Annotated in this window: 10 protein-coding genes and 1 pseudogene; all 11 read right to left on the bottom strand. The window is 49.7% G+C overall.

The window, feature by feature from the left end; all coding sequences use genetic code 11:
* Window positions 1-61 precede the first annotated feature (61 nt).
* The 11 genes and pseudogenes from argB to EFB08_RS13680 all read right to left on the bottom strand — a co-directional run bounded on the left by argB (window position 62) and on the right by EFB08_RS13680 (window position 17,350).
* Window positions 62-859: an acetylglutamate kinase gene (gene argB / locus EFB08_RS13730; protein WP_227006337.1), complete on the bottom strand. Its 798-nt coding sequence runs from the start codon at window positions 857-859 to the stop codon at window positions 62-64.
* 69 nt (window positions 860-928) lie between these two features.
* The gene (locus EFB08_RS13725; RefSeq protein WP_123127521.1) at window positions 929-1,882 is read right to left on the bottom strand and encodes a Rossmann-fold NAD(P)-binding domain-containing protein; all 954 of its coding nucleotides are present in this window, start codon (window positions 1,880-1,882) and stop codon (window positions 929-931) included.
* A gap of 75 nt (window positions 1,883-1,957) precedes the next feature.
* A complete protein-coding gene (locus EFB08_RS13720; protein ID WP_123127520.1) occupies window positions 1,958-3,094 on the bottom strand; it encodes an aspartate aminotransferase family protein in 1,137 nt (378 codons plus the stop codon).
* A gap of 375 nt (window positions 3,095-3,469) precedes the next feature.
* A complete protein-coding gene (argC, locus tag EFB08_RS13715) occupies window positions 3,470-4,459 on the bottom strand; it encodes an N-acetyl-gamma-glutamyl-phosphate reductase (RefSeq protein ID WP_123127519.1) in 990 nt (329 codons plus the stop codon).
* Window positions 4,449-5,645 carry an argininosuccinate synthase gene (argG, locus tag EFB08_RS13710; RefSeq protein ID WP_123127518.1) on the bottom strand — a complete coding sequence of 399 codons (1,197 nt, stop codon included), beginning with the start codon at window positions 5,643-5,645 and terminating at the stop codon, window positions 4,449-4,451. Before argG ends, argC begins: the two co-directional genes overlap by 11 nt.
* 129 nt (window positions 5,646-5,774) lie before the next feature.
* Window positions 5,775-6,320: pseudogene (locus tag EFB08_RS13705) on the bottom strand (GNAT family N-acetyltransferase); the annotation flags it as partial.
* 716 nt (window positions 6,321-7,036) lie between these two features.
* Window positions 7,037-8,410, bottom strand: coding sequence for a RagB/SusD family nutrient uptake outer membrane protein (locus tag EFB08_RS13700; protein ID WP_123127517.1), 1,374 nt, complete (start codon window positions 8,408-8,410; stop codon window positions 7,037-7,039).
* A 22-nt stretch (window positions 8,411-8,432) separates the two neighbouring features.
* A complete protein-coding gene (locus tag EFB08_RS13695; RefSeq protein WP_123127516.1) occupies window positions 8,433-11,423 on the bottom strand; it encodes a SusC/RagA family TonB-linked outer membrane protein in 2,991 nt (996 codons plus the stop codon).
* 641 nt (window positions 11,424-12,064) lie between these two features.
* Window positions 12,065-12,730, bottom strand: a complete 666-nt coding sequence (locus tag EFB08_RS13690; protein WP_123127515.1) for a hypothetical protein — start codon at window positions 12,728-12,730, stop codon at window positions 12,065-12,067.
* Between the two features lie 183 nt (window positions 12,731-12,913).
* Window positions 12,914-14,329, bottom strand: coding sequence for a RagB/SusD family nutrient uptake outer membrane protein (locus EFB08_RS13685; RefSeq protein ID WP_123127514.1), 1,416 nt, complete (start codon window positions 14,327-14,329; stop codon window positions 12,914-12,916).
* Window positions 14,330-14,350: 21 nt separating this feature from the next.
* Window positions 14,351-17,350, bottom strand: a complete 3,000-nt coding sequence (locus tag EFB08_RS13680) for a SusC/RagA family TonB-linked outer membrane protein (RefSeq protein WP_123127513.1) — start codon at window positions 17,348-17,350, stop codon at window positions 14,351-14,353.
* Window positions 17,351-17,741: the final 391 nt, after the last annotated feature.

The following is a 17,741-nucleotide window of genomic DNA, read 5'->3' as shown; positions in this document are numbered from 1 at the left end:
GTTAGGAAATGTTTTTAGCCTCTTTTCGGCAAAGTAGCCAAGAAACGAAAACAGCGCCGACTTACAGCGTTATCCTCGTCCCAGCCTTTTCACCTGCAGCTATGGTTTGTATTTCGCCTGCATGACCAATGATCACCGCGTTCACGCCAGCTTGTAGCGCAGCAAACGCATTATCCAACTTAGGAAGCATCCCCGCAAAGATGGAACCTTGGGCTTTCAACTCTGCATAGTTGTCTGGCTGAAGATGGTGAATTACGCTGGTCTCATCTTCCACATCCAGCAGCACGCCTTTCTTCTCGAAGCAGTACACCAGGTTCACCTCAAACTCTCGGCTCAGCGCTACCGCTAGGGTAGAGGCGATCGTGTCGGCGTTGGTGTTGAGCAGGCTGCCCTGACCGTCATGTGTTAATGCCGCAAAAACCGGAGTTAGGCCCTGTTCCGCCAAGGAAGCCAAAAACCTTACATTCACCTGCTCTGGACTTTCCACATCGCCTACCAAGCCGTAATCAATGTCTTTCACCGGGCGCTTGTGGGCCGGAATGACGTTGGCATCGGCACCAGTCAAGCCGAGGGAATTGCAGCCTCGGGCTTGCAGTTGCGCTACTAGGTTCTTGTTCAGCAATCCGCCATAGACCATGGTCACTACGCGCAAGGTATCATCATCGGTGATGCGGCGGCCGTTCACCATGTTAGGTTCAATGCCCAGTTGCTTACTCAGATCCGAGGCAATTTTCCCGCCACCGTGTACCAGAACTTTCGGACCTTGGATGAAGGCAAAATCGGTGAGAAACTGGTCAAGCTGTGCCGGATTATCCAGCACATTTCCCCCAATTTTGATGACGTTGATTTTAGTAGACACTAGGCAATAGACATTAAATTCTGGACTTTTTTGCTGGTGCGAATTTGCCACTTATGCCAGCGGCTTTCCTTACTTTAATCCTTCCAACAACAATCTTAACACTGCTTGGGCGGCAAATTCACGGTTGGCAGCGGTTTGTACTACCAGCGAGTTCGGGCCGTCCAGAATCTCATCACTGAGTTCCACATTGCGGCGCACAGGGAGGCAGTGCATGACTTTGGCGTTGTTTGTGTTGGCGAGGTGCTGATTGGTGAGCATCCAGCTAGCATCTTGGGTGAGCACCTGTCCGTAAGGCTGGTAAGTGGACCAGTTCTTCACGTAGATGAAATCTGCACCATTCAGAGCCTCCTGCTGGTTGTAGGTGATGGTGGCGCCGTTGGTGAATTGTGGGTCCAGTTCGTAGCCTTCGGGGTGCGTGATGACGAAATCCACATCAGCAGCGCACATCCATTCGGCGAAGGAGTTAGGAACGGCCTGCGGCAACGCTTTCACGTGTGGTGCCCAGGTTAATACCACTTTTGGCCGGCGGCCTTTTGGTGCATGCTCAGTGATGGTGATTAAATCTGCCAAGCTTTGCAGCGGGTGACGGGTAGCTGATTCCAAGCTTACAAATGGCACATTGGCATACTGGATGAACTTCTGCAGGATTTCTTCTGAGTAATCATCCTCCACGTTCTGCAGCTTCGGGAAAGAGCGCATACCCAGGATATCGCAGTACTCGCCCATGACTGCGGCGGCGTCTTTGATATGCTCCACGGTGGTGCCGTTCATGATGGCACCGTCCTGTGTTTCCAGCGCCCAGCCTTCCTGACCCATGTTCATCACCATTACGTTCATGCCCAAACTCTGTGCGGCTTTCTGCGTGCTGAGGCGGGTGCGTAAGCTAGGATTCAGGAAAATTAGACCCAACGTTTTGTGTTTGCCCAGGCTTTCATGTGCGTACGGATGCTGTTTTAACACCAGTGCTTCGCGCACCAGCGCCTCAATGTCTTCTACGTCGTGAACGGAAGTGAATTGCTTCATCTTTCTATGGTATCAAGTATCGCGTATCAGGTAGCGCGATACCGGTTTGACATAAATATAAAATCGTGATAAGGACTACTTGCTACGTGATACGAGCACAGCGAACGCCTCTAAAAATCTATCTAACTCCGCCTGAGTTACGTTCAAGGCTGGCAGTATACGGATGGTATTTTTGTTGGAGGCCGAGCCGGTGAAGATACCATATTCATCCAGCAGGGCTTTGCGGAGGGGAGCGCAAGGGCTTTCCAGCTCGATGCCCACCATCAAGCCTTGGCCACGCACTTCACGTACGCCCGGCAAGGCTTTGGCTTTCTCCATGAGGTACTTGCCCATTTGAGTAGCGTTCTCTATCAGGTTCTCCTGCTCAATCACTTCCAAAACCGCTAAGGCAGCAGCGCAGGCTAGGTAATTCCCTCCGAAGGTGGTACCCAGCATGCCGTGCTTGGCCGGAATCTCCGGCGAAATCAGAACGCCCGCTACCGGGAAACCGTTGCCCATCCCTTTCGCAACCGTAATCAGGTCTGGGCGAATGCCTGCGTGCTGGTGCGCGAAGAACTTACCAGAACGCCCGTAGCCCGACTGCACCTCGTCCAAAATAAGTAGCGCTCCGTGTTTTTTGGCTAGTTTTTCCAAATCCTGCAAAAAGGGCGCATCCGGAATCACCACGCCGCCTACACCCTGAATGCCTTCAATGATGATAGCTGCTACTTCATTCGTAGACAGCGCTTCTTCTACGGCCGCCGAATCATTGAACGGCAAGAACAGGATGTTATCCGTCACGTTCACCGGGGCTACAATGCTTGGGTCATCGGTAGCCGCAACAGCCGCAGATGTACGTCCGTGGAAAGATTTACGGAACGAGATGACTTTTTTGCGGCCTGTATGGAAGGACGCCAGTTTGAGCGCATTCTCGTTGGCCTCGGCCCCAGAATTCACCAGGAAGAACTGGTAATCATCATAGCCGCTGAGTTTCCCCAACTTATCTGCCAGTTCCTGCTGCTGCGGAATGTTCACCGAATTGGAGTAAAAACCCATGTTATTCAGCTGCTCGGTTAAGCGCTTCACATAATGCGGGTGGCTGTGGCCGATGGAAATCACGGCATGACCGCCGTACAAATCCAGGTACTCAGTACCGTTTTCGTCCCAAAGCGTGGAGCCGAGGGCGCGTACGGGTGTTATATCAAAGAGAGGATAAACGTCGAAGAGATTCATAGTCGGTAGCACGTATCACGACACACGTAACACGATTTCTGTTTTATGTCTATTTCTCAGAAAAGAGCCTGAAAGCGGCTATTTCTGGTTTCTGATTTTATTTGCCGCATTCGCTAGCGTGAGCTTGCTGTCCGTGTCCGCACGCATTTTAGATCATTCTTTTTGTCATCCTGAAAGGACCTTGTGAGCGAACATTAACGGCTTTTCTCTGCTGCTTTTCTAGTTTGCCTACAAGGTCCTTTCAGGATGACAAGAGTGGGAGAATCAACATTCTCAGCAATGTGTGCGGACACAAGAGGGACGCTCGCGCCAGTGGAACCTTAGTAGCTGTTTAAGTTATCAGTCTGTTTTCTCAAAACAGGCCTAAAATGAAAACTAAAACCCAATGGCTTTCAGCTGCAAGCCAGCCCTTTCGTCCCGCCCGAACATCAGGTTCATGTTCTGCACGGCTTGTCCCGAGGCACCTTTCAGCAGGTTGTCAATCATGCTGGTGATAACCAACTGGTCCTCGTGCTTCTCTAGATAGAGTAAGCACTTGTTGGTGTTCACCACCTGTTTCAGGTCGGGGTTTTTATCAGTGATCAGTGTGTACGGATGGCTTTCATAGAACTGCCTGTATAGTTGCTGCGCTTCCTCCAAGCTCAAGTCTGAACGCAGGTAGGTAGTGCACATGATGCCTCGGCTGAAGTTACCGCGGTAAGGCACAAACCTTATTGCAGGTTGCGCATTTGTTTGCAGTGATTGCAGGCTCTCCGTAATCTCATGCAAATGCTGGTGCCCGAACACTTTGTAGCTGGAGATGTTATTGTTGCGCCAGCTGAAGTGAGAGGTCTCGGCTAGTTTCTGGCCCGCGCCGGTAGAGCCGGTGATGCCGCTTACGTGCACTTCTTGAGGTAAAGAACCATTCTGCGCAAGTGGGAGCAAGGCCAGCTGAATCGCGGTAGCGAAGCAGCCTGGGTTGGCCACGTTAGCCGCTGTTTTGATTTGGGCACGGTTCAGCTCGGGCAGGCCGTAAACAAATTGCCGATTGCCAAAAGCAGATTTCTCAGTTAACCGGAAGTCCTGGCTTAGGTCAATGATTTTTACCTCATCTGGAATAGGATTGGCGTCTAAGAATTTCTTCGCATCGCCGTGGCCTACGCAGAGGAACAGCACGTCAACCTCGGTGCCCAGTTCGTTGGTGAAGACCAGATCCGTGTCGCCAATTAAATCTGTGTGCGTGTCTGTCACAGGTTTGCCAGCCTGGCTGTTGCTGTGTACGAAGCTGATTTCTACGTGTGGGCGGTGCACCAGCAGACGCAGCAGTTCACCACCGGTGTAGCCCGCTCCGCCTACTATACCAACTTTTATCAGGCTATTTTGCATCGTCCTCGCCGTTGATTAAACGGTACATCATGGTCTGGTTTCCAAATATTTTAGAGAAACCTTTCACGTCTTCGCCGGTCCAGGCGTTGTTCATTTCGCCGTAAGAACCGAATTTAGAAGACATGAGGTCATGCTCAGACTCAATACCTTCTACCTGGAAGCGGTATGGGGCCAGCAACACATGCACTTTTCCGGTGACGGTCTTCTGCGTATCGGTCAGGAAGGTCTCGATGTTGCGCATGGTGGGATCTAGGAACTGACCTTCGTGCATCCAGTTGCCGTACCAGGTAGCCAAACTGTCTTTCCAGTACAGCTGCCATTTGGTGAGCGTGTGTTTCTCCAGGGCATGATGCGCTTTGATGATGACCATCGGCGCCGCCGCCTCAAAACCCACACGGCCTTTGATGCCTATAATAGTATCACCCACGTGAATGTCTCTACCAATCGCGAAGCCTCCGGCAATTTCCTGCAGCTTCTGGATGACATGCACTGGGTTGTCAAACATTTCGTCGTTCAATCCAACAGGCTCCCCATTTTTGAAATGCAGCGTGATACGCTCTGGCGTTTCTTTAGAAAGCTGAGTTGGGTAGGCAGATTCTGGCAGGGCCTGATGCGAGGTCAGGGTCTCTTTACCACCCACCGATGTTCCCCAGATGCCTTTGTTAATAGAGTACTGCGCCTTTTGGAAGTCCATCTCCACGCCACGCTCTTTCAGATAGGCAATTTCTTCCTCACGCGACAATTTTAAATCGCGGATAGGTGTAATCACCTGCACGTTCGGCACCAGAATATTGAACACCATGTCGAACCGAACCTGGTCGTTGCCTGCGCCGGTGCTACCGTGCGCTACCGATTCGGCCCCAATCTGTTGGGCATATTTGGCAATGGCCACCGCCTGCGAGATCCGCTCGGCGCTCACTGACAGCGGATAGGTGTTGTTTTTCAGGACATTCCCGAAGATGAGGTACTTCAGGCAAGACTGGTAGTAGTTATCGGTTTCGTCTAAGGTTACGTGGTGGGTCACACCCAAATTCTCGGCCCTTCGGGCGATTTCAGCCAGTTCCTCCTCAGAGAAGCCGCCGGTGTTCACGATGGCCGAATAGATTTCATAACCTTGTTCCAGCAGGTACTTCACACAGAAAGATGTGTCTAAGCCGCCGCTGAACGCGAGAACTACTTTTTTCATTTTAATGAATGATTGAAAGAATGAATGATTGAGTGATTGTCTATGGAGTGATTGAATGGTTGAATGATTGAGAGAATGTAAACTTTTATTCTCTCAATCATTCAACCATTCAATCACTCATTCTTCTGCCTTTGGCGGAACGTACAGCATGGCCGTACACAGGCAATTGCTGCGGTTTTTGGCCGTGAGAATATCAAAGTTCACGCAGCTGCGGCAACCTTTCCAGAACTCCTCGTCGTTGGTGAGTTCAGAGTAGGTCACCGGACGGTACCCCAGATCTGAGTTTATCTTCATCACCGCCAAGGCTGTGGTAAGCCCGAAAATTTTGGCATGCGGGTACTTGGTGCGTGACAAGGCAAACACCTTTTCTTTTATGCGTTTGGCCAGACCGCTTTTGCGCAGATGCGGCGATACAATCAAACCTGAGTTGGCCACGTACTCGCCGTGACCCCAGGTTTCAATGTAGCAGAACCCAGCCCAGTTGCCTTCTTCGTCAAACGCGATCACGGCTTTGCCTTCCCGCATCTTCTGGGCCACATAGTCTGGGGAACGCTTCGCGATGCCGGTGCCGCGTGCTTTCGCCGAGGACTCCATTTCATCGCAAATCTGCTGCGCAAAGGGGGTGTGCTCTTCTGTAGCAACCACTACAGTGAAAGCATTGTGAGAGGTTTCCATGGAAACGGGTGCAATAGGCTGCAACTCTACAGCCGAAGCGTAAGTACGCATCGCTATGGCTTTTAAAAAATTAAGGAAGAAATAGGGGTCTGCTACCAACCCAAAAGGTGGTATACAGGGATGCATCCGGTTTAGTTGTAGATCACAACCTGAGCCGGTGGCCTAGCGCCTGGATCGGGTAAGGTAAAGGGGTTCACAAAAAACTGTTCTGGGAAGAACAGAAAAAAGCGCACTCCGGAGGATGGAGCGTTTTACCGTTGCCACAACAACTGATAAAATCGACTTTTTATTCATTGACCTAAGATAGTATAAAGAATGCGGCCTCTACTTGAAAGCACTTGCAAAGATTTTACATAAAAAATGAAAATACCAAAGAATAGGTTCAAAATTTATCGAAAATACTGTAGGTGGGCAGAGTTGCTACCGAGAAATAAATGGTTTTGGGGCTGGTTTGCCGAAAACGAAAGATGTAGAGGCGCTGTTTTTAAGGGGTTTCTGTAAAATCAGGCTGGAAATGCTTTGCCTTCCTTGTGGAGGAAGCAGCTTCTAAATTAAGCATTCATTATGGTTTAAGAGGCGTTTTGTTAAAAGTGGCCCTAAAACAGGAGTAGGTAATTTTAAGCCAGGATGTTACGGGACAATTCAAGGCCTCAAGGATAAAAAGAAAAGGGCACCCTACAGGCGCCCTTTTCTTTGATTAGAATAGCTGGAGGAATCTACAAAGTGCCGCCCCAGGCGGTTTCGTTGAACGGAACGCGGAGGCGGTCCCAGACCTGGTCACCGGTTCTGTCCAGCGGGAGTTGGTTCAGGCGGTTGTACCTTCTCATGTCTATCCAACGGTGACCTTCGTACCAGAGGGAATATTGGCGTTGTTTTAGCATTTCACTGATTAGGGCCTCCTTGTCGGTTCTGGATCCGGCATAGGGTGTAAGGCCGCCAGCCACGGTCCGGATGGTGTTCAGCGCCGATATGGCATCTTCGTACTGGCCCAACTGGATCTTGGCCTCGGCATAGATCAAGAGTAACTCCTCGTTTCTGATGATGGAGATGGGCGTGGTATTGGTGGTGTACAGCGTGGGATCATGGGTGCCGGTTAAATCGCCCAACGTTCTGGGAGAAGTGCGGGGCTCGGTTTTCTCCGCTACGCGGCGGTCACCGGGTTCGGCGTTGGCCAGGAAACTTGGGTGCACGAAGGCGAGGGTAGGGGAGTTGGCGTTTGGGTTCTGGAAGTAGAAATTGAACACATCGGGCGCGGCTCCAAAGGTGTGTTTGGGCCCCACCATTAGATCAGCGGGAGTAGCCGCGCTTAGGTTCAGGAATGATTCATCCAGGGCCGCTAAAGCTCCGGTCCAGTCCTCCTGATACACGGCCACCCGAGCGGTTAAGGCCCGGTTGAACTCCCGTAAAGATTCAGGGTCATCAAATCCGGCGAACCCACCGGGCAGGGCGAAAGCCAGTTCGTCTCCCGCTCCGGCTAACTCGGTACCAGCTACATCCAGCAGTCGCCTGATTTCCGTGAGGGCCGCATCATAGTTCACAAACGGACCCGGACCCGGATTGCGCGGATCATTGGGGTCTCCGTACTCAATCCGGATGCCGTTCTCGCCCATCAAATTTAACAGGTGCAGCATGGACCAAGCCTGAACGGTATTGGCAAATCCGCTGACGCCTTTTTTCTCCTCTTCAGAGAGGAAGGTGCTTCGTTGGCTTGCTTCCTGCAGGTTCTGGGCTGCACGCCGGGCCAGGGAGATCTGGTTGTAAGCCCCAACGCTGTAAAAGGAAATGTCATCCAAGGGGCGGGCTCCCAGTAAATCATTGTACCACTTGCTTTCGTTTGTAGCCAGAACGTAGATTTCGCGGCCTAATACGCCAGTTACCCGGTTATAGGGGGCGTTGCTGCCGTAGCTGTTGCGCATCTGGGCTACCACTCCCACCACTAATTGCCCAATCTGAGACCTGGAAGGATTCGCGATAGATTCAATAGCGGCACGGTTGGGGTCCTGGGAATCTTCTACTTCAAAGTAGCTGCACGCGGTGCCGCTGAGCAGGAGCGCACATGCCGTATAAATGGATAGTTTTCTGAGTTTCATGGTCTGGTTTTTTGAGGGGTTTTTAGAAATCGAAGGCTAAATGGAAAAACACTCTTTTGGTGTTAGGGAAAGAGCCTACGTCTACCTGAGAGCCAAGCGGTGTGTTCCCGAAGTTGGAAACCTCAGGGTCAAACCCTTCATAATCGGTGACGGTGAACAGGTTATTGGCCGAAACCCCAATCTTAGCGTTCTGCACGTAGCCTCTGAACAAGGTCTGCTTCAGGGTTCTGGGCAGGTTATAGTAAAGAGCCAGTTCGCGCAGGCGCAGGTAGGTTCCGTCCTGAATGCGGTAACGGGCCGATGCCCCCAGTCTTTCTTCACCGTTGACTACGCCATCGCCGTTGTCATCCTCAGCCCAGTCGTGGGTGGTGCCGCCTTCGTCCCGTAATACCATGTTCAGGTTACTGATGTAGCCGCCTTTTTTCCAGTGGAGCAGAAAAGAGAAGTCAAAGTTCCTCAGGAAGCTGAGCGTGTTGGCGAAGCTCATCTGGAAGTCTGGCTGGGCTTCTTCGTACCGGGTGTAGCCGGTAGGGTGCCCCGGCACGGTCGGGTTGCCGTACCACCGGGTAGGGGATTCGCCCAGCATAAAGAAGTTAGTGCCATATGATGCTCCAAATCCCGTCCTGAACTCCTGAACCGGCACGTTGATCTTGGTGACCTCGGTACGGTTTTGCCAGTACAGGACAGTACCGTTCCAGGAGAAATTCTGGGTCTGAACGGGAGAGTAGCCCAGGCTCAGTTCAATGCCTTTGTTGCGTAGATCTCCCAGCGGGTAGGCTTCAATCTGGGTAATACCGGTGCTGTTGGGTATCTGGAAAATCCCGATCAGGTCTTTTACTTCTTTGTTGTAATAAGTGGCCTCTAAGGTGAGCTTATTATCCAGGAAGCCCAAATCAATCCCTAATTCCAGTTCCTGAGCCCGCTCTGGTTCAATCTCTTCGTTCCCGATGAAAAGGGTAGGTACAATTCCGATCATACCCCCAATAATTTGCGGATCAAAGGAGACGAAAGTGGCCCCGTAAACGGGCATCCCGCCGGTTTCGCCGTAGGCCGCCCGCAGTTTTACCTGGTTTATCTGGGGGATAGACCAAAAACCGAACTTGGCCACGTTTACCGCCAAAGATGCTTTAGGGAAGGTGTAGAATTTCTCATGGTCGCCCAGCAGGCTTGATTTATCAAACCGGATGCCCAGCGTACCAATGATTTTGTCCTCGAAGTTGACTTCCTGCTGCCCAAAAATCCCCACATCCTGAAAAGAGGTCAGGCGCTGGTAGCGTGACGGTACCTGGGAGTTGTTGGGGTTGCGTTGCTCTGCAATCAGGCCCAGGCCTTGTTCATGGCTCAGGTCGGTTTCGTTGGTGAGGCGGCTGGTTCCTACCTGGGTAGTCATGTGGAACCGGTTGTCCAGCAGGTTGTAATTGTAAACTAAAGCCGCCTGCAGGTTGGTGTTGAACACCCTGGACCGTGAGTTGCGGATAGCGCCGGGATTGGCTAAATCGCGCTGCGACTGTAAGTCTACGGGCAGGTACAACTGTGACTCTGTGTTGGCATAGTCAATTCCTCCGGAGACGGAGAACCGCAGTTGGCTGTTTTCCTCTGAGATGAGGTTGATGTCAAAGGTACCGGCCTGGATGAAACGGTTTGTGCTCTCATCGTTTACCGCGCGTTCTACAATGGCCAAAGGGTTGTCACCGGTATTGCGGGCATCGGGGAAAATGCCTTGCTCGTTGGGGTGGAGTTCATGGTAGTTGGGCGTATAGGCGAGGTTATAGGTTAATGCCACCCCGTTGTTGTCGTTTCCGGTGAATCCGCGCTGGTTGCTGGACCTGATGTAGTTGGAACTCAAGCTCAGGTCAAACATCTTGGAAATCTGGTGGTCAATGTTGGCCCTGATGGAATTCCGCTCAAAGCCGGTTTTCTTGACGATGCCTGATTCATCGTTTCTGGAAGCGGCCACGTAGAACTTCGTTTTTTCGTTTCCGCCCGACACGCTGAGCCTGGTGTTGTAGACGGTGCCCGTGTTCCCGAAGATCTCTTCTTCGTAATCATAGATGTTGCCCGAGGCATTGGCAGCCCGCCACAAAGCGGTTTCTTCGGCCAGACGCGCAGGGTTGCTGCCATAGATAGCCTGGAGCCGCGCCTCATCCCAATTGGAGGAGCCTGGTAAATGGGAAGCGGTGACAAACCCTACATCCTGCCCCAGACTTACGTTGGTTCTGCCCGCTTTCCCGCGTTTAGTGGTGATGATGACTACCCCCGCATTGGCCCGGGCCCCGTAAATGGCGGCGGCGCTGGAGCCCTTCAGAATCTCAATGTTTTCAATATCGGCGGGGCTGATGTCTGACAAACGGTTCACCGTTTGGTCCTGGGTGGTGCGGTGGGTGGTGGCCGAGGCGCCCGTAAAGCTTGGGGAGCCGGCGCCGTTTCCTAATTGTTCGTTGTTGGCATACACCCCATCAATGATGATGAGGGGTTGCGAGGCGCCCGTTAACGTGGAAACCCCCCGTAGCTGCATAGAGATACCCCCGCCCGGTGCTCCGGTGTTCTGGGAGATGACGGCACCGGCCACTTTGCCCTGTAAGGCGGCATCCACGGTTTGGGGCCGGGTTCTGCCCACCAGTTCCTCCGCCGAAACCGTGGCCACGGCATTGGCCAGGTTGGAGCGCTTAATACTACTGGCCAAGCCGGTCACTACAATCTCTTCCAACTGCTGTGAGTTGCCTATCCGCAGGTTGACGTTGATGGTGGTTCGGTTTCCCACGGCAATTTCCTGGGTCTCCATCCCGATAAAGGAGAAAACCAAGGTGGCGTTCCCGGGTACGCTGATAGAAAATCGGCCCGATGCATCGGTACTGGAACCATTGGAGGTTCCTTTCTGAACGACACTAACCCCGGGGAGCGGAGTGCGTTCTTCAGCAGAGATAACGGTGCCGGTCACGGCCAGATCCTGGCCCCACACCTGACCTATCAGGCAGGTAAGGGCCATGAGGGTGAATAGTACGCTTTTTTTCATGGGTGTTAGTAGGTTTGGTAAGCATTATGGATATGTTAATTGGTTGAAGGGACAAGTTGAAAACAGCTACCAAGAGGTTGTAGCTTCTGAATAAAGTATTTTCTGAATACTTTATTTTCAATATACTAAATAAAAAGTAAATATTTATACTTAGATTCTGTTGCTATGCAGAAGGTTGCACGGCTTAAAAAATTTAGATAGATGATTGAAGACCTGTTGTTTACCTCTGCTGAAAGATCACTAAAAATCAGAAGAATCTAGGGGAAAGCTCTAGCCAAAGTGTGGAGCAATACTTTTATATTCCCAAGACCTAAAGAGGAAGGGCAACCTTTTTTTTGGTAGTTTTTAGAAAAAGGCTCGAAAACCCAAAAAGCTTCAAGGAAGACAGGCTTGGCTGTTCGGGAAACAAGTAAACGCTTGGTCGTCAATTTAGGATTTTCCTTAAAAGGCTTCGTTACACCAGGTATCTAAAAACAGATGCGGGTTGTTTCAGCTGAAGCAACTCGCATCTGTTGGGATAAGGTTTGAACTTAAGGCTAAATTTTGCCGCTTTTTCCTAGATGAAACGGGAGGATTGGCAATCTATATGCCTTTGCTTTCAAGTCTATTCGGATACAGATTTTTGGTTTTCTTTGGCCAATTTAGAGTGTGCTGTAAAAGGCAAAGAGCTTCACCAGGTCTTCGTCTTCTTTCAGGTTTAGTTTGTTAGCCGAGATATATTCTTTTAAGACGTCTTGGTTTGTTCCTAGAACGGCAAGGACTGATTTAGCATCGTTTTTGACCTTAATCAGTTTATCGCCTTTTTTGATAAAATAGGTTGAAAGCTCCACAAATCTCTTTGTGATGGAGGCCGAATTGTAGGCTTTCTCTTCCCTGATCACTTTGTAGTTCCGTTTCAGGAGGTCTACTTTTCCGGTAGACAGAACCTCAAGATAGGGGTTTTTACTCAGGTCTTTCTCAAGGGTAGAACCGTTGATAAACACCCTTTTGGCAAAAGGGTCCTCCAGGCTGAATTCAGAGGCTGGCAACAAAGGTTCTAACACAACTCCATGCTTGTTCTTCACAAGCAGAATACCTTCCACCATGTCGTATTTCAGTTCAATGTCTTTGTACTTAGACCCATCGGTTAGGGTCATGGTGCCTTTGCTCCAGTTATCAAGCAGGTAAGGCGATCCCTCCACATTGACATATTGGTTTATCCGGATAGGTCTTCCGTTCACCTCCTCCAAATATACCTGAGCGGTGGTTTTCTGGTTGGCCAAAGCTAAGAGGAGCAAAACTAAAAGTATGATTCGGTTAGGGTTCATGTAGGGTGGTTAAAGAATATGAACTTAAAACGTCTTTCAACCGTGTTTCCTTAAATGACCGAGGAAAGTAAAGGGGCTCCGAGGCTTCCTGAAAAGAAAATAAGCCCTCAGAGATAACCGAGGGCTTATTGATCTTAGCCGGGTGTTTTGAAGGTGTTTTTCAAAAAACGGCTTCAAAACGATCTACCCACCCCACTGCGGGTTTTGATCAATATTGGGGTTGGCAGTAATTTCAGTACGCGGGATAGGTAAAATCCTTTTGTAGTCTGAGTAAGGGACAGTTGTGGGAGCTTTTCTTCTTTCTGTGATGTCCAGCTTCAACCTGTTAAGGGTCGCTAACCTGTCTCCCTCAAAAGCCAGCTCTTTTCTGCGTTCGGTAATGATATCCTCCAGAAGTTGGTTTCCTGAAGAGGCGTATACTTTATCTGGCTCCCGCTCATCTACCAAGGTGTTCAGGTAGGTTAATGCCAGTTCCTCATTCCCCGTACGGTACGCGGCTTCTGCGGCTATCAGGTAGACTTCAGACATCCGAATGACCACTTTATCTTCTGCATCACCTGAGATAGCTTTGTACTTGGTAACAATGTAAGCTGGATTGTCACCCGCTCCTCTTCTGCCTACGGTAATCAGTTGGCGTCTTACGTCATCTGGTGAATACTGGGCAAACAGGCTAGGAGTAGCTAGGTTTTGACCATAACCACCCTGGTTGAAATAATAGGCATATTCGTCTACTCCGTTATTCTCTGTCTGGGTAGCCGATACCTCAAACAAGGATTCCAGGCCCTGCAACTTGGTGGCATCGGTTTCAGCCCAATAATCCAGAACAGCATCATAGGGCAGCAATTCCACGCCGCTGTCATTGATCACCTCCTCGGCCTGCTGTAAGGCTAGGGCATTGTCTCCTTTGTAGAGGTTAACCTCTGCTTCCAGAGCGCGGGCAGCATATTTAGACATGCGTACGGGACCTTCATCCAGTGTCATCAGGGTATAGGCCAGCTCTAAATCTGACAGAATCTGGGCATATACCTCTGCCACGGTATTCCGTTTAGGCTGGCCGTTGAACTCGAATGCTTTAAGAACCAAGGGCACCCCTAAATGGGAGGCATCGGCGGTTTCATTGTAGGGTCTGGCATAATGCCGCACCAGTTCAAAGTACATCAAGGCTCTTAGGGCATGGGCCTCGCCTTTGTATTGATCTACCGCCTCCTGGTCTGTGACCGTAGGGTTTGAATCTATGATGGCGTTGGTACGGTTGATGACATCATAGGCCCCAGACCAGATTTCTGTCACCTCCTCGCCGTTGTTCAGGAAATTGTAGCTGGACAAGGAATTGAAATAACCAGAATTGGATGTGGCTACATACAGGTTGTCGGCCAGCATATCGCCTAAAACAGGAAGATTTAAACTATACAAGTCGGTAGAGGCAAGGCCCCCGTAGGCGCCTCTTAAGGCACTCAGTACATCATTGTCGGTCCGGAGAGCCACATCGGCATCTATGCCGGTGGAAGGAGATTCGTCCAGGAACTCATCACCGCAGGAACTTAGCGTACCCGCTGAGATCAGAGCGGCTAACAGCAGAATTTTATATTTATTTTTCATTAGAAGTCTTTGTGTTTAAGATTAGAAGCCAACGTTTATGCCAAAGGTGATAGTTTTAGGGACATTGATTTCAAAGTTCGTTGTTCCGGTAACTCCACCAGATTCTGGATCATAGGGCAGGTTCTCATCTGCCACCCAGGTCCACAGGTTTGTTCCTCTGGCATAAACCCTCAGGTTGGTCATCTTTAACCCACTAATGAGGCTGCTTGGAATGTTATAGCTTAAGGTGACATCTCTTAAACGAATGAAATCACCTTTATTCAGTTCATTGTCTGAGAAGTAGCGGAAGCCATAATCGTTGTCATAGGAAAGCTTAGACACGGAGGCTTGGTCGCCTTCCTGTTGCCACCTGTCAAGTTGGGTTGCCCTTTGGTTGAAGCCGCTCAGGTACCAGCCACCGCTGTTCAGGTATTGGTAGTAAGGGTCCTGGATGTAATTACCATAGCTGTAGTATAACAATCCATCAAGGGTAATGCCTTTATAGGTGAAGGTGGTTCCTACGCTACCGAATGCCTTGGGTAAAGCAGACTTTCCGGTAAGGGAATATTGTGCCTCAGAATAGGTTTTGGTGGTCTCGGACCGTGTTTCATCTATGTACCACGTGGGCATGCCATCCTCAGGGTCAACTCCAGCCCAAAGGGGCATATAGAACTGGTAAATGTCCTTGCCCACCTGCCTGATAAACCCACCCGTCTGTTGTTTGTCTACCGCCAGCTCAGTGATCTCGTTTTTGTTTCTGGAGATGTTAAAGCTCAGATCCCATTTGAAGTCACCTACCTGCACCGGGGTACCGGTTACTGCAAGCTCAAAGCCGCTGTTTTTCATAGCGCCAATGTTCTCCAGCCTGCTGGGCCAACCGGTTGTTAATGAAAGCGGCCTGTTCAATAACAGGTCAGAAGTGGTTCTGGTGTAATAGTCTGCTGTAACGCTCAAGCGGTTGCCAAAGAAAATGGCATCTACCCCAACGTCAAAGGGTTTGTTTTTCTCCCAGGTGAGGTCCGCATTCCCTAAAGAGGAGGGAGTGGCCGCTACAGAGCCTTCATAGGTGCTGGCATAAGAGTAAACTCTTCTCCAGTCATAGTTCCCGATACCGGCGTTCCCATTCACCCCGTAAGAGGTTCTCAGTTTTAATTGGTTAATCCAGTCATAGTTTTGCATGAATTCTTCTTGATCAACGTTCCAGCTTGCGCCTACTGACCAAAAGTTACCATACCGGTTTTCAGACCCGAATCTGGAAGAACCATCCCTCCTGAAGGAGCCAGACAGTACGTATTTGCCTTTGTAGGAAATGTCACCCAGAGAAAGGAGAGAAGCAAAAGAGTAGTCTTCATTAGCACCGCCGGCGGTAATAGGAGTGGCCGCATTGGTTGGTACCGTGAAATCAATGTTCAGCGGCATGTTTTCTGCGTATACGTTGGAGGAGTAAAAATTAGATTTTTGCGCCTCATAGCCTCCTTTCAAATTGACTACCCAGGTATTGTCCTGGTTGAAGTCTAAGGTGTAGTTAAGTAAGTTAGTCCAAACCCAGTTGAAATATCGGGTGTAATACCTAGTAGCGCTTCCGCCAACAGATTCTGCATCGCCGTAGAATGGGTTATTGTAGCTGTCTTCCTCCAGGTTATTAAAGTCAATGCCGTATTTAGAGGTGATGGAGAGACCTGGCAGGATTTTATATTCTGCGTTGAAGCTCCCTACTGCTTTCAGGATATTGCTTTTATTTTTATCCAGCTCTGCTAACCGCAACGGGTTGAAAGGGCCTTGTGGTTCGGCATCAAGGTCAAGAGAAGGCATTAAAAATAAACCTGCTAATACCGGATTGGCAAAGAAACCACTGTTTAATGGACCTGTTTGGGTGGAATTTGAAAGCAGCAGATTAGTGCCAAAAGCCAATTTGTCATTGAGACTGTGTCTGATGTTAAATCCGCCGGAGTACCTTTCAAATTCAGAGTTGAGGGTGGTGCCCTCCTGATTGAAATAACCCCCTGATATATTGAAGGTGGTTTTTTCATTTCCGCCGGATACTGCAAGATTGTATTGCTGGCTTCTGCCGGTGCGGTTTACTTGGTCTTCCCAATCTGTGTTCACGTTAGGGTCCAGACCGAAATTTTCTTCTATGAACGGCCCGATGGTGGTTTCATCTAGTTCATAAAAATCCCAGTAACCATCATTTTTCAACGCTTCGCCAAATAGTTCGAAGTTTTCGGCGGTGGTAAGCATGCGGGTGTTTTCATTGTAGTAGGCCCGTTTGGCCGTGCCATACTCTGCATCAAAGCGTACGCTGGTTTTCCCGGCCTTGCCACTCTTTGTGGTAATCACAATTACCCCATTAGCTGCCCTTGAACCGTAAATAGAGGCCGCTGAAGCATCTTTCAGGACGTTGATACTTTCAATGTCATTTGGGTTAATCCCCGCTAAAGCGTTAGCTGTAGTGGTGTTCCGAGATAAATCACCGGAGTTGATAGGCACCCCGTCAATCACAAACAGCGGGGCAGAGGAACTTGTAATGGAACCCACCCCCCGTATACGGATCTGTTGGGCCGACCCGGGTTGGCCGGAAGCCCCTATTGACTGTAAGCCAGGTACACGCCCTTGCAGAGCCTTGTCTACAGAAGACATGGGGATGTTCTCAATTTCAGCGCCCCCTACCTGTGACACTGCTCCAGTTTGCTCCAGCCTGGTTTGCGTACCATACCCGGTTACCACTACCTCTGTAAGGGCACGTGCGTCTGAGGTTAAGCGGGCATCTATCGTTGATTGGCTTCCTATAGCAATTTCTCTGTTACCATATCCAATAAAAGAGAATACAAGGGTTCCTCCAGTTGCTGGCACAGAGATGGAGTAAGTTCCATCTAAATCAGTAGGCGCAGCAGTGCTGGTTCCTTTGAGTTGGACGGTCACACCGGGCATGCCTTCGCCTGTGGTTGCATCCGTCACTCTTCCTGTGATCATCCTTGTTTGCGCCACCGCTTCGGTCAGAAGCATAGACATCAAGAAAAGGCTCAGTAGTAAGGTTTTCTTCATGTTGATTTTTGTTAGAAGGTGTAGTAAGAACACATTGAAAGGTATTAAGTTAATAAAAATTTAGATTTTGTTTTTATGGTAGACTTAGGTAGATAAGAGTTTATGGACCTAATTCCTTTATTTTTTTAATAAGAGTTCTAAAAAGATAATATTTATTAATTTATAACTTAACTGAAATGGTTAATATGCCCTAAGACGTTGCTAATGGGAGTTGGGTTGCTTTTAACTGAATGATTTACAAACGTTTATTAGGATAATAGCAGATATATTTATTCTGTTTAAGTAAGGGCCGTAGGTTTTGATATTGTGTCACAACTTCCCCCCTCAGGGTTGCTTCAGAAGAGAAAGTCTGTAGAACTGAGGAGAGTCTTTCTAAAAGAGCGGTGTTTGA

Source organism: Rufibacter latericius (assembly GCF_003721515.1).
GTDB classification, from domain to species: Bacteria; Bacteroidota; Bacteroidia; order Cytophagales; family Hymenobacteraceae; genus Nibribacter; species Nibribacter latericius.
Note: the sequence above shows the minus strand (reverse complement) of the source record. Positions and strands in the feature narration are given on the sequence as shown.

What these genes read in the sequence shown, in the direction of transcription:
- EFB08_RS13725 (WP_123127521.1), bottom strand. Translation starts at nt 1,882, where the DNA reads ATGAAGCAATTCACTTCCGTTCACGACGTAGAAGACATTGAGGCGCTG.
- EFB08_RS13720 (WP_123127520.1), bottom strand. Translation starts at nt 3,094, where the DNA reads ATGAATCTCTTCGACGTTTATCCTCTCTTTGATATAACACCCGTACGC.
- argC (WP_123127519.1), bottom strand. Translation starts at nt 4,459, where the DNA reads ATGCAAAATAGCCTGATAAAAGTTGGTATAGTAGGCGGAGCGGGCTAC.
- argG (WP_123127518.1), bottom strand. Translation starts at nt 5,645, where the DNA reads ATGAAAAAAGTAGTTCTCGCGTTCAGCGGCGGCTTAGACACATCTTTC.
- EFB08_RS13700 (WP_123127517.1), bottom strand. Translation starts at nt 8,410, where the DNA reads ATGAAACTCAGAAAACTATCCATTTATACGGCATGTGCGCTCCTGCTC.
- EFB08_RS13695 (WP_123127516.1), bottom strand. Translation starts at nt 11,423, where the DNA reads ATGAAAAAAAGCGTACTATTCACCCTCATGGCCCTTACCTGCCTGATA.
- EFB08_RS13690 (WP_123127515.1), bottom strand. Translation starts at nt 12,730, where the DNA reads ATGAACCCTAACCGAATCATACTTTTAGTTTTGCTCCTCTTAGCTTTG.
- EFB08_RS13685 (WP_123127514.1), bottom strand. Translation starts at nt 14,329, where the DNA reads ATGAAAAATAAATATAAAATTCTGCTGTTAGCCGCTCTGATCTCAGCG.
- EFB08_RS13680 (WP_123127513.1), bottom strand. Translation starts at nt 17,350, where the DNA reads ATGAAGAAAACCTTACTACTGAGCCTTTTCTTGATGTCTATGCTTCTG.